Below are 11,643 nucleotides of genomic sequence, written 5' to 3' on the forward strand. Positions count from 1 at the left end.
GCCGCTGCCGGACGAGCGGATCTACGACGTCCTCTACGACCGCAGCACGCACCCGGCGGCCTGGCGCCCCTACCCCGACGCGGCCGGGCTGCTGCGGGCGCTGCGCGAGCGCGGGGTGCCGGTCGGCGTCGTGAGCAACATCGGCTGGGATCCGCGCCCGGTGTTCGTCGAGCACGGCCTCGACCCCTACGTCGACGCGTACGTCCTGTCGTACCGGCACGGCGCGACGAAGCCGGACCCGCGGCTGTTCACGGCAGCGCTCGACGCGCTCGGAGTGGCGGCGGGCGACACGCTGATGGTCGGCGACGACCGCCGCGCGGACGGGGGCGCGGCGGCGCTCGGCTGCGCGACGTACTTCGTCGACCACCTGCCGGCCGACGAGCGGCCGGACGGACTGCGCCCGGTGCTCGGGCTCCTCTGACGCACGGGTCAGAGGCGTCCTGGCCTCCGGGTCGCTCGACAAGTGGGGGCTGGCATCTCGGACACGCTCGCGACCGGGCTGCCGTCGGAGGGCGCGAGCACGGGTGTACCCGTGGGGCCGCGAGGTGAAGGGCATGCGCAGCCTCGTCGGCCGGGTGTATCGACTCGGGCCTGCTTCTTCGGAGTGGAGGCTGAACAGCTCAAGGTCAGCCAGACCCGCTGACACAGCAGATGATCTGGCGGGGTAAGCTGGCATTCCATGGCAATAAGCTCCGCTCTGTGGTCCTTCGCCCTTGTTGTAGGGCTTCTCACTCTGACCCCCGGACTCGACACGGCGCTGATCTTGCGCACGTCAGCCCTCGGCCGACGCAGGAGAGCCTGGGGCGTCGTCCTCGGGATCCAGACCGGCACCCTGGTATGGGGGACGTTCACCTCCCTCGGGGTGACTGCGCTTCTCACGGCCTCCCATCTCGCGTACACCGCGTTGCGTTGGGTCGGCGCCGCTTACCTGATCTGGATGGGGTTCCGCATGCTCCGGGACACCTTCCGGGGCCTTCCTTCGGCAGGCCAGGACGACTCTGCTCCAGCTGCGGGCGTGGACTCGGTCGGCGGAGGCTGGCGGCAGGGGACGCTCACCAACCTCCTGAACCCGAAGATGGGCGCCTTCTACGTCGCCGTCCTGCCTCAGTTCATCCCCCCGGGGACCGGCCACTTCACCATGGGGTTCCTGCTTACCGCGGTGCACATCCTGATCGGTCTGCTGTGGTCCGCCATCCTCATCGGCTTCGCTCGCGTCCTGCAGGGGTGGCTCCGCAGGCCCCAGGCTCGCCGCGTGCTCGACCGGATCACCGGCGGCGTCATCGGCGTCTTCGGCATCAGGCTGGCACTCAGCAACTGACGATCCGCAGGCCAGAGTTCAGCGACATGTTCACAGTGTCCAAGGACCGGATCGGCCGACATCAACAGCCCGCGGTCCGGTGGCTGAGGCCATGCGGATGCGCAGACAGACCGATCACGAGAGCACGAGCTGCAACAGATCGTCGCGCCGGAGCTGCGCGAGCTCGGTGCACTGCCTGCGGACATTGCACGGTCACGTCATCCGGATCGGTGCCGGATCTCCCAGCGCGGTCGGTATCCGCTCCGTGCGCTGTCTTGGGGCTCGCCGGCCCCTCGCCGTCGGCCGGACGGCCAGTGGCGGCCGGTCCCGCGGTGACGTAGCCGTCGCCCGGGGACCGGCCCTGGTGCGGCCGTATCGGACGATCCCCCGCGTCGCCCGATACGGCCGAGCCCGTGCGCACCACACCCCGAGGGGCCGGTGGCCGGGTCGCGTTGAGTATAGTTGGCTGCGAGCCAGTCAACGCAGGAGTCAAGGATGTCCCCCCGCAGCGCATCGGTCAATGAGGAGTTGCGCCGGCGTTCCCGGGAGCGGCTTCTTCAAGCGGCACTCGAGCTGGTCGGCGAGCGTGGTTACGAGGCGACGACGCTCGGTGACATCGCCGATCGGGCCGGTTCGGCCCGCGGTCTGGTCTCGTACTACTTCCCGGGCAAGCGCCAGCTGCTCCAGTCCGCGGTGCACCGGCTCATGAACCGGACTCTGGAGGAGGCGCTGGAGCGGGAGCCGCACACGCAGGACGGGGACGAGCGGCTGGCCCGCGCGATCGACGCGATCCTGGGGCTCGCCCGCGACGAGCCGGTGCTGATGCGCACGCACATGGCGGGCATCCTGCAGGCCGAGGGGTTCGTGCAGTGCGCCGAGCAGCAGCGGCTCGCGGAGCTGCTGCGGGACACGGTGCTGCGGCACGGCACGCTCGACGTGGACCGGGACTATCCGATGCTGCGCGCCCTGCTGATGGGTGCGGTGTTCGCGGTTCTGGTGCCGGGTGCGCCGATGCCGATGACGACGATGCGCACCGAGCTGTTCGAGCGGTACGGGCTGGCATGGGAGCGGGGCTTCCCGCCGGACGACGCCGTCGTGGACGACGAGGGGTCCGGGGAAAGCCCCGCACACGGCCGTGCGGCCGATTTCTCGCGCTACTTCGAGCCGTTGCGCCCCGTGGAGCGGGACGGTCAGTCGAAGTAGTCCGGCTGCGTCTGGACGTTGAGCTCGCGCTGCCGGACGCGCTCGGCCGGGTCGGTGCGCCGGTCGTCGATCTTCAGGACGTCGAAGCCCTTCTCGATGTCGTTCGAGTAGATGTAGCCGTTGTAGTAGTACGCGGACCAGGAGCCGCCGACGGCGAGTTCGTCGGTGGTCAGCGGGCCGCGCTCGAAGTAGGCGATCTCCCGGGGCTTCGCCGAGTTCGTGAAGTCCCAGACGGAGACACCGCCCTGGTACCAGGCCTGGACCATGATGTCCTTGCCCTTGACCGGGATCAGCGAGCCGTTGTGGGCGACGCAGTTCTCGGTGTCGGCCTGGTGGCGCGGGATCTTGTAGTAGCTCTTGAAGACGAGCTTGCGCTTGTCGCCCTTGCCGACGATGTCGTAGATGCCGTCGGCGCCGCGGTCCGGGCCGATCTCGGCGTTGCAGGTGGCCGCTCCGCCGCCGCCGAGCTCGTCGGTGAACACGACCTTGTCGGCCTTCTGGTTGAAGGTCGCGGAGTGCCAGAACGCGAAGTTGACGTTGTCCTGGACCTGGTCGATGACCCGCGGCTTCTCCGGGTTCTTGATGTCGAACAGGATGCCGTCACCCATGCAGGCACCCGCCGCGAGGTCCTTGGAGGGCAGGACCGTGATGTCGTGGCAGCCGGTGGTCTTGGAGACACCCGGGTTCACCGGACCGCCCGGGTTGCCGCCGCCGTCGGGGCCCTCACCGGGGAACAGGACGGGGAAGCCGACGACCGCCGCCTTCTGCGGGGCCTTGCGCGGCACCTTGATGACGGAGATGCCGTCGTGCGGGGGCTGGCAGTCCGGGAAGGTGGCGCTCGGCGAGTACGACGAGACGTACACGTACACGTTCTTCTTCTCCGGCACCAGCGTGTGCGTGTGCGAGCCGCAGGCGGTCTCGACCGCGGCGACGTACTTCGGGTTGCGCTTGTCGCTGATGTCGAAGACCTTCATGCCCTCCCAGGACGACTTCTCGGTCGCCGGCTGGGTGGTCGAGGCGCAGGAGTCGTCGCTGCGGGAGCTGTCCGTGGACAGGAACAGCAGGTTCCCGGAGACGGAGACGTCGTTCTGGGACCCGGGACACAGCACCTGGGCGACGGTTCTCGGCGCCTTGGGCCTGCTGATGTCGTAGATGCGGAAGCCGTCGTAGTTGCCCGCGAAGGCGTAATTGCCCTGGAACGCGAGGTCCGTGTTGAAGTCCGCCAGCGCGTCCTTGGGGATGTTGGTGAGGTGTTCGATGTTGTCGGAGTGGACGACCTCGTCCTGGCCGGGTATCTCACCGGCGGCTATCGCGGCCTCGGCCTCCTTCTCGGCGGTGCGCGAGACGGACCGGGGCGCGGTGGCGGTGTCGCCCGGATCCGGGGTCGCCGACACGGGTCCGGCCGCGAGCAGGGCCGCGAGCAGTCCGGCCGCGGCCGTGGCAACTCCCAGTCGTCTGCGCCGCGTTCGGGTGGAGTCCTGCAACAGGGTCACTGTGGTCTCCCTGGTTGACGGTGACGTCATCGATCCGTGAACAGTTCACGGATCCCCCGAGTATCGTCTTCCTCATGCACAGATCAACAGATGGCAACAAGCTCGTCATGAAACTTGCTGTTCCCACGTTGGTCGCGGCCGCGGCACTGGCTCTCGCCGGATGCGACGCGGGCGGCGCGGAGGCGGACGGCGCGGACAACTCCCGCGCGTCCAGCGGCCCTTCGGTCATCGCGCCGGGGAAACCGGGCGAGGCGGCGGAGACGCTGTCGGCGAAGGACGCCGCGTCACGGGGCTCCGACGACACCCCCAACTCGGCGGACGTCTCCTACGCGCAGATGATGATCCTGCACCACGCACAGGCCCTGAAGATGACCGAACTCGCCCCGGACCAGGCGGATTCGACGCCGGTGAAGCGGCTCGCCGAGCGGATCACGGCGTCCCAGAAGCCGGAGATCGCGACGATGCGCGGCTGGCTGAAGCAGCACGGCCGCAAGGAGGCCCCGTCGGGGCATCACGCGCACGACACGATGCCGGGGATGGCCACCGAGGCCCAGCTGAAGCAGTTGCGGGCGGCGCGCGGCAAGGCCTTCGACTCCCTGTTCCTCAAGCTGATGATCACGCACCACCAGGGGGCGGTGACCATGGCCACGGACGTGAAGGGCGACGGGAACAACATCCAGATCGAGGAGATGGCCGACGACGTGATCGCGCAGCAGAGCGCCGAGATCGAGCGGATGCGCGCGATGTGACCCGCGGTGCGCGCGCCGGCACGGTCCGCCGTGCCGCGCACGCCGCGGCCCTCCCCGGCGGCGGTCCGCGGTGCCATCCTGAGAGTCAGGAGCGCACCAGCGGAAGGAGCCGCCCGTGCCGCACTTCGCCGTCGTCGGATCGGGTCCGAGCGGGGTCTACACCGCGCAGGGCCTGCTGAGCCAGGACCGCGTGCCCGGTCTGCGGGTGGACGTCCTGGACCGGCTGCCGTGCCCGTACGGCCTCGTGCGCTACGGGGTCGCGCCGGACCACGAGAAGATCAAGTCGCTGCAGAGCACGCTGCGCGCGGTGCTCGAGGAGGAGCGGGTGCGCTTCCTCGGCGGCGTCGAGGTGGGGCCCGCGCTGCCGCCGGAGCGACTGCTCGGGCTGTACCACGGGGTCGTGTACTGCGTGGGGGCCGCGGCCGCGCGCCGGCTCGGGATTCCCGGCGAGGACCTGCCCGGCAGCTGGTCGGCGACGGACTTCGTGGCCTGGTACAGCGCGCATCCGGACGCGGTCGACGCCGGGTTCGTCCGGGACGTGCGTGCGGCGGTGGTGATCGGCGTCGGGAACGTGGCGGTGGACGTGGCCCGGATGCTGGCCCGGGGCCGGGCCGAGCTCACGCCCACCGACATGCCGCAGGCGGCGCTCGCCACCCTGACCGGGAGCGGGGTGCGGGACGTGTTCGTGGTGGGGCGGCGGGGCCCGTCGCAGGCCAGGTTCACCACCAAGGAGCTGCGGGAGCTGGGAACGCTGCCGGACACGGACGTCGTCGTGGACGAGCGGGAGCTGGCGCTCGACCCCGGCTACGCGGACCCGTCGGCGCTGCCCTCGGCGACCCGCCGCACCATCGAGGTGCTGCGGGACTGGGCGGCCCGCCCCGGCACCGGCGCGGGCCGCCGGATCCATCTGCGGTTCTTCCTGCGGCCCGTGGAGATCACGGGGCGGCGGGGACGGGTCGCGGGCGTCCGTCTCGAGCGGACACGGCCGGACGGGGACGGCGGGGTGCGCGGCACGGGCGGGTACGAGGAGATCGGCGCACAGCTCGTGCTGCGCTCGGTGGGCTACCGCGGAATGCCCCCGGACGGGCTGCCGTTCGACCCGGTGCGGGGCACGGTGCCGCACGACGCGGGGCGGGTGCTGCGCGGGGGCCGGCCCGCACCCGGCGAGTACGTGGCGGGCTGGATCAAGCGCGGGCCCACCGGCGTGATCGGCACCAACCGCTCGTGCGCCAAGGAGACCGTGGCCTCACTGCTCGCCGACGCGCCGGGACTGCTCGGCCGGGACCTCGACGGTGATCCGCTGGACGGGCTGCGGGCCGCCGGTCTGCATCCGGTGGACTGGGCGGGCTGGCGGGCGATCGAGCGGGCCGAGGCGGAACTCGGGCGGACGCTGGGCCGCGACACGGTCAAGATCCCTGACTGGCACGGCCTGTTGAGCGCCGCGCACGGCATCTGACGGATCCGGCCGGTCAGCCGTCGAGCCGGGCCGCCTGCCGGGCCGCCGCGTCGAGGACACGGTCGATCAGGCCGGGGAAGAGGGCGTCCAGATCGGCCCGGCGCAGCCCGTTGAGCTTCGCGGTGCCCCGGTAGACCTGCTCGATCACGCCGCTCTCGCGCAGCACGCGGAAGTGGTGCGTGGACGTGGACTTGGTGACGGGCAGCTCGAAGGCCGAACAGGACAGCTCCGCGTCGCCGGCGGCGGCCATCTCGCGGACGACCGCGAGGCGCATGGGGTCGGACAGGGCGTGCAGCACCGCCTCGAGACGGATCTCCTCGCGCGCCGGGTGTGCGAGGGCACGGCTGCCGGTGGACTGCGGTGCGGCGGTGCTCATGGGACGGCTCCTTGTGTCTGTGCTCTGCGCTCTGCGCTCCGTGCGGCGTCCGCACTCCGCACGGCCTTGTCGTGGCCGGGCGCACGTACGGCTGCGCGCCCCGGCCCTCCGGTACGGGCATTGTACGAGACTCCTCGTAGTTTGACAGATGCCGTACTACGATGCCTATCGTACGAGCCGAGCCTGTGGCCGTGCCGACGGGCACGTACCCGAAGCACTGAATGGAGTCCCCCGTGAGCGCGCTGTTCGAGCCCTACACCCTGCGGTCCGTCACCGTCCCCAACCGGGTCTGGATGCCGCCGATGTGCCAGTACAGCGCCGCCCCCGACGGCCCGCTCGCGGGCGCGCCCACCGACTGGCACTTCCAGCACTACGGCGCACGGGCGGCCGGCGGCACCGGGCTCATCGTCGTCGAGGCCACGGCGGTCACCCCCGAGGGCCGGATCTCCCCGTACGACCTCGGGATCTGGAACGACGAGCAGGTCGCCGCGTTCCGCCGGATCACCGCGTTCCTGAAGTCGCAGGGCACGACGCCCGGCATCCAGCTCGGACACGCGGGCCGCAAGGCCTCCACCGATCGCCCGTGGAAGGGCGGCGCCCCGGTCGGGCCCGAGGCGCACGGCTGGCAGCCGGTGGCGCCGAGCGCGGTCCCGTTCGACGAGCGGCACCCGGTGCCGACGGCCCTCACGACCGAGCAGATCCACGAGATCACCGGGCAGTTCGCGGACGCCGCGCGCCGGGCGCTCGCCGCCGGGTTCGAGGTCGTGGAGCTGCACGGCGCGCACGGCTATCTGATCGGCCAGTTCCTGTCCCCGCACTCCAACCACCGCACCGACGAGTACGGCGGCTCGTACGCGAACCGGACCCGCTTCGCGCTGGAGGTCGTCGACGCCGTGCGCGCCGTGTGGCCCGAGGACCTGCCGCTCTTCTTCCGGATCTCCGCGACCGACTGGCTGGCGGACGGCGAGGGCTGGACCGCCGACGACACCGTGCGCTTCACCGCCGCACTGCGCGAGCGCGGCGTGGACCTCATCGACGTGTCGACCGGAGGCAACGCGTCCGGTGTCCGCATCCCGGTGGGCCCGGGCTACCAGGTGCCGTACGCGACGCGCGTGCGCACCGAGGCCGGGGTGCCCGCGGCGGCGGTCGGGCTCATCACCGAGCCGGAGCAGGCGGAGAAGATCGTCGCCAACGGCGAGGCGGACGCGGTCCTCATCGGCCGCGAACTGCTGCGCGACCCGTCGTTCGCCCGCCGGGCGGCGCGCGAGCTCGGCGCCGACGTGCACGTGCCCGACCCGTACCACCGCTCGGTCTGACCCGCGCCTTCCGGCCCCCGTCCCGGGGCCCCGACGGACGTCACGCCCCCTGCGCCGCGCGCAGGGGGCGTGACGCATGCCTCACCGGCTTAACTTGCCTTTCAGATGCAACAATTCATACCGTGCTGCCATGCGGCTGACACGCTTCACGGACCTGGCACTCCGCGTGCTGATGCGCCTCGCGGTCGAGGAGGGGGAGCTCCCCACCACGCGCGAGGTCGCGGCGACGATGGAGGTGCCGTACACCCACACCGCGAAGGCCGTCGCCAAGCTCCAGCACATGGGGCTCGTCGAGACCCGGCGCGGCCGGGGCGGGGGCCTCGCCCTCACCCCCGCCGGACGCTCGGCCTCCGTCGGCGCCCTGGTGAGGGACCTGGAGGGGCCCGGTGACGTCGTGGACTGCACGGGAACGACGCCGTGCCCGCTGCGCGCCGCGTGCCGGCTGCGCGGGGCGTTGCGCACGGCCCAGGAGGCGTTCTTCGCCTCGCTGGACCCGCTGACCCTCGCGGATCTGGTCACGGCACCCACCGGCCCCCTGCTCCTGTCGCTGTCACCCCGCCGCGACGCGGACTGAGCGCGGCCCCACCACCGGCACCACCCTGAGGGCGGGACGCTCCGGCCTTTAATCGGAATCTGAGATGCATATTTCTGTGCACTCAGACAGAACAAGAACAACACGAACACAACAAGGAGACCCGCTGATGCTCACCGAACCGTCGGCCGCCGTCGTCCGCGCCACTCTGCCCGCCGTCGGCGCCGCCATCGAGGAGATCACCGGGCTGTTCTACGAGAAGCTGTTCAGGGCCCACCCCGAGCTGCTGCGCGACCTGTTCAACCGGGGCAACCAGGCGGCCGGCAGCCAGCGGCAGGCGCTCGCGGGCTCCATCGCGGCCTTCGCCACCCGTCTCGTGCACCGTCCCGACGAGCGGCCCGACGTGGTGCTGGGCCGCATCGCGCACAAGCACGCCTCGCTCGGCGTGCTCCCCGAGCAGTACCCGATCGTGCACGAGCACCTGTTCGCGGCGATCTCCGAGGTGCTCGGCGACGCCGTCACACCCGAGGTCGCGCGCGCCTGGGACGAGGTGTACTGGCTGATGGCGAACGCCCTCGTCGCGATCGAGCGGCGGCTCTACGCCGCGCAGGGCGTGGCCGCCGGTGATGTGTGGCGCGCGTGGGAGGTCGTGTCCCGCACGGATGCCACCGCGGACGTCGCCGCCTTCGTGCTGCGCCCGGCCGACGGCGACAGCGCGCCCGCGTTCCGCGCGGGACAGTACGTCTCGGTCCAGGTCGAACTGGCCGACGGCGCCCGGCAGATACGCCAGTACAGCCTGACCGGCGCCCCCTCCGCGGCGACGCGCTCGATCGCCGTCAAGCGCGTACCCGGCACGGACGGCACCCCGGACGGCGAGGTCTCGCAGCACCTGCACACGCACGTCCGCCCCGGCGACCTGCTGCGCGTCTCCGCGCCCTACGGCGACCTGGTCCTCGAGGCCGACGGCGCTCCGCTGCTGCTCGCCTCGGCCGGCATCGGCTGCACGCCCATGCTGGCCATGCTCGACGACCTGGCGGGCACCGGCCACGACGCCCCGGTGACCGTCCTGCACGCCGACCGCTCCCCCGCGACCCACGCCCTGCGCGAGGACCACGAGGCCCTCGCCGCGAAGCTCCCCGACGCGGCCGTGCACTTCTGGTACGAGCAGGGCGGCGCCGGTGACCGCACCGGCCTGATGGACCTCTCGGACGTCACGGTCGCACCCGGTACGCGGGCGTATCTGTGCGGCCCGCTGCCCTTCATGCGCGCCGCGCGCGGACAACTGCTCGCCAAGGGCGTCGCGGCCGCCGACATCCACTACGAGGTCTTCGGCCCCGACCTGTGGCTCGCGGCGGCCTGACACCCGCACTGAGCTGCGAGGACCCTCTCGCCGATGCCCGTTGTCAGTGCGGGGGTGCAGACTGGCGGATACCTGGAGACAACGACGTTTCGGAGGTGTTCGGCATGACCGATGTGCTGCTGGCCGTGGGCACGCGCAAGGGGCTGTTCCTGGGGCGCCGCGGCCCGGACGGGACCTGGGGATTCGACGAGAGCCCCTACTTCAACGCGCAGGCGGTGTACTCGGTCGCCATCGACACCCGCAAGGCGGTGCCCAGACTGCTCGTGGGCGGCGACAGCGCGCACTGGGGCCCCTCCGTCTTCCACTCGGACGACCTCGGCCGCACGTGGACCGAGCCCGCGGCCCCCGCGGTCAGGTTCCCGCAGGACACCGGCGCCTCGCTGGAGCGGGTGTGGCAGCTGCACCCGGCGGCGGCCGAGCCCGGTGTGGTCTACGCGGGCACCGAGCCCGCCGCGCTGTACCGCTCGCAGGACCGGGGCGAGTCCTTCGAGCTGTGCCGCCCGTTGTGGGAGCACCCCACGCGCACGCGGTGGGTGCCGGGCGGGGGCGGCGAAGGCCTGCACACGGTCCTGACCGATGCGCGTGACCCGCAGGCGCTGACCGTGGCCGTGTCCACCGCCGGCGTGTTCCGCTCGCAGGACGGCGGCGCCAGCTGGTCCCCGTCGAACTCGGGGGTGTCCGCGGTGTTCCTGCCGGACCCCGACCCCGAGTTCGGCCAGTGCGTGCACAAGGTGGCCCGGGACGCGGCCGACCCGGACCGGCTGTACCTCCAGAACCACTGGGGCGTGTGCCGCAGCGACGACGGCGGCGCGAAGTGGACGGACATCGGCGCGGGTCTGCCCTCCACGTTCGGCTTCGCGGCGGCCGCGCACCCGCACCGCGGGGACACCGCGTACCTCTTCCCGATCAACGCGGACGCGGACCGGGTCCCCGCCGACCGCCGCTGCCGGGTCTTCCGCACCTCCGACGCGGGGCGCAGCTGGGAGCCGCTGGAGCACGGCCTGCCGCAGGAGGACCACTACGGCACGGTGCTGCGCGACGCCCTGTGCACGGACGACGCGGACCCGGCCGGCGTCTACTTCGGGAACAGGAACGGGGAGGTGTACGCATCGGGCGACGACGGCGACAGCTGGCGGCAGTTGGCCTCCCACCTGCCGGACGTGCTGTGCGTGCGGGCGGCGATCGTGGGCTGACACCGGGCGGCGCGCGGCGCGGGGTCCGGCCTTCGCACCCGGCCCTCCGGCCGCCGCGTGAAACGCCCGCCCGCCGCGGCAGTAGGGTGACGCCGTGGCACCACGACCTCTGCATGAAATCGTCGAAGCGGGCTGGGCGAAGGCCCTGGAACCCGTGTCCGGGCAGATCACCGCGATGGGGGACTTCCTGCGCGCCGAGATCGCGGCGGGCCGTACCTACCTGCCGTCGGGGGCGAACGTGCTGCGCGCGTTCCAGCAGCCCTTCGACGAGGTGCGGGTCCTGATCGTCGGCCAGGACCCCTACCCCACGCCGGGGCACGCGGTGGGCCTGTCGTTCTCGGTCGCGCCCGAGGTGCGCCCGCTGCCGCCGAGCTTGCTCAACATCTACCGCGAGCTGAACGCCGACCTGGGCGTGCCCCAGCCGGCCAGCGGGGACCTGACCCCGTGGACCCGGCAGGGCGTGCTGCTGCTCAACAGGGCGCTGACGGTGGCCCCGCGGCGCCCCGCCTCGCACCGCGACAAGGGCTGGGAGCAGGTCACCGAGCAGGCGATCCGGGCACTGGCGGCGCGCGGCGGCCCGCTGGTCTCCGTCCTGTGGGGCCGCGACGCGCGCAACACCCGGCCCTGGCTGGGCGATTACCCGGCGATCGAGTCCCCGCACCCCTCCC

The 11,643-nt window shown here is 72.1% G+C and carries 12 protein-coding genes; 10 read left to right on the forward strand and 2 right to left on the reverse strand.

Features of this window, described 5'->3' with window-relative positions; all coding sequences use genetic code 11:
• The 3 genes from GTW43_RS23415 to GTW43_RS23425 form a co-directional block, all read left to right on the forward strand.
• Positions 1–421: HAD-IA family hydrolase (locus GTW43_RS23415; protein WP_161304006.1), on the forward strand; the 421-nt coding region annotated here is incomplete at its 5' end.
• 258 nt (positions 422–679) lie between these two features.
• A complete protein-coding gene (locus GTW43_RS23420) occupies positions 680–1,318 on the forward strand; it encodes a LysE family translocator (RefSeq protein ID WP_161304008.1) in 639 nt (212 codons plus the stop codon).
• A 474-nt stretch (positions 1,319–1,792) separates the two neighbouring features.
• The gene (locus GTW43_RS23425) at positions 1,793–2,500 is read left to right on the forward strand and encodes a TetR/AcrR family transcriptional regulator (protein ID WP_161304010.1); all 708 of its coding nucleotides are present in this window, start codon (positions 1,793–1,795) and stop codon (positions 2,498–2,500) included.
• Here the strand turns inward: GTW43_RS23425 and GTW43_RS23430 are convergent.
• Positions 2,488–3,993: a hypothetical protein gene (locus tag GTW43_RS23430; RefSeq protein ID WP_161304012.1), complete on the reverse strand. Its 1,506-nt coding sequence runs from the start codon at positions 3,991–3,993 to the stop codon at positions 2,488–2,490. The two genes, GTW43_RS23425 and GTW43_RS23430, sit on opposite strands and share 13 nt — an antisense overlap.
• Positions 3,994–4,067: 74 nt before the next feature.
• Between GTW43_RS23430 and GTW43_RS23435 the strand changes: the two genes are divergently transcribed.
• Positions 4,068–4,742: a DUF305 domain-containing protein gene (locus GTW43_RS23435; protein WP_161304014.1), complete on the forward strand. Its 675-nt coding sequence runs from the start codon at positions 4,068–4,070 to the stop codon at positions 4,740–4,742.
• Between the two features lie 115 nt (positions 4,743–4,857).
• Positions 4,858–6,198, forward strand: a complete 1,341-nt coding sequence (locus GTW43_RS23440; RefSeq protein WP_161304015.1) for an NADP oxidoreductase — start codon at positions 4,858–4,860, stop codon at positions 6,196–6,198.
• Positions 6,199–6,211: 13 nt separating this feature from the next.
• On the opposite strand, the gene GTW43_RS23445 is transcribed toward GTW43_RS23440, so the two are convergent.
• The gene (locus tag GTW43_RS23445; RefSeq protein ID WP_161304016.1) at positions 6,212–6,574 is read right to left on the reverse strand and encodes a helix-turn-helix transcriptional regulator; all 363 of its coding nucleotides are present in this window, start codon (positions 6,572–6,574) and stop codon (positions 6,212–6,214) included.
• A gap of 233 nt (positions 6,575–6,807) precedes the next feature.
• Between GTW43_RS23445 and GTW43_RS23450 the strand changes: the two genes are divergently transcribed.
• The 5 genes from GTW43_RS23450 to GTW43_RS23470 form a co-directional block, all read left to right on the forward strand.
• On the forward strand, positions 6,808–7,890 hold the full coding sequence (locus GTW43_RS23450; RefSeq protein WP_161304017.1) for an NADH:flavin oxidoreductase/NADH oxidase: 1,083 nt from the start codon (positions 6,808–6,810) through the stop codon (positions 7,888–7,890).
• 130 nt (positions 7,891–8,020) lie between these two features.
• A complete protein-coding gene (locus GTW43_RS23455; RefSeq protein WP_161304018.1) occupies positions 8,021–8,464 on the forward strand; it encodes an Rrf2 family transcriptional regulator in 444 nt (147 codons plus the stop codon).
• A gap of 127 nt (positions 8,465–8,591) precedes the next feature.
• Entirely contained in the window at positions 8,592–9,782 is a 1,191-nt protein-coding gene (locus GTW43_RS23460; RefSeq protein WP_161304019.1) for a globin domain-containing protein, read from the forward strand.
• A gap of 104 nt (positions 9,783–9,886) precedes the next feature.
• Positions 9,887–10,975, forward strand: a complete 1,089-nt coding sequence (locus tag GTW43_RS23465; RefSeq protein ID WP_161304020.1) for a sialidase family protein — start codon at positions 9,887–9,889, stop codon at positions 10,973–10,975.
• A 94-nt stretch (positions 10,976–11,069) separates the two neighbouring features.
• On the forward strand, positions 11,070–11,643 hold a 574-nt coding region (locus GTW43_RS23470; protein WP_161304021.1), incomplete at its 3' end, for a uracil-DNA glycosylase.

This window comes from Streptomyces sp. SID5785 (genome assembly GCF_009870065.1).
GTDB lineage: Bacteria > Actinomycetota > Actinomycetes > Streptomycetales > Streptomycetaceae > Streptomyces.

What these genes read in the sequence shown, in the direction of transcription:
- GTW43_RS23420 (WP_161304008.1), top strand. Translation starts at nt 680, where the DNA reads ATGGCAATAAGCTCCGCTCTGTGGTCCTTCGCCCTTGTTGTAGGGCTT.
- GTW43_RS23425 (WP_161304010.1), top strand. Translation starts at nt 1,793, where the DNA reads ATGTCCCCCCGCAGCGCATCGGTCAATGAGGAGTTGCGCCGGCGTTCC.
- GTW43_RS23435 (WP_161304014.1), top strand. Translation starts at nt 4,068, where the DNA reads ATGCACAGATCAACAGATGGCAACAAGCTCGTCATGAAACTTGCTGTT.
- GTW43_RS23445 (WP_161304016.1), bottom strand. Translation starts at nt 6,574, where the DNA reads ATGAGCACCGCCGCACCGCAGTCCACCGGCAGCCGTGCCCTCGCACAC.
- GTW43_RS23455 (WP_161304018.1), top strand. Translation starts at nt 8,021, where the DNA reads ATGCGGCTGACACGCTTCACGGACCTGGCACTCCGCGTGCTGATGCGC.
- GTW43_RS23460 (WP_161304019.1), top strand. Translation starts at nt 8,592, where the DNA reads ATGCTCACCGAACCGTCGGCCGCCGTCGTCCGCGCCACTCTGCCCGCC.
- GTW43_RS23465 (WP_161304020.1), top strand. Translation starts at nt 9,887, where the DNA reads ATGACCGATGTGCTGCTGGCCGTGGGCACGCGCAAGGGGCTGTTCCTG.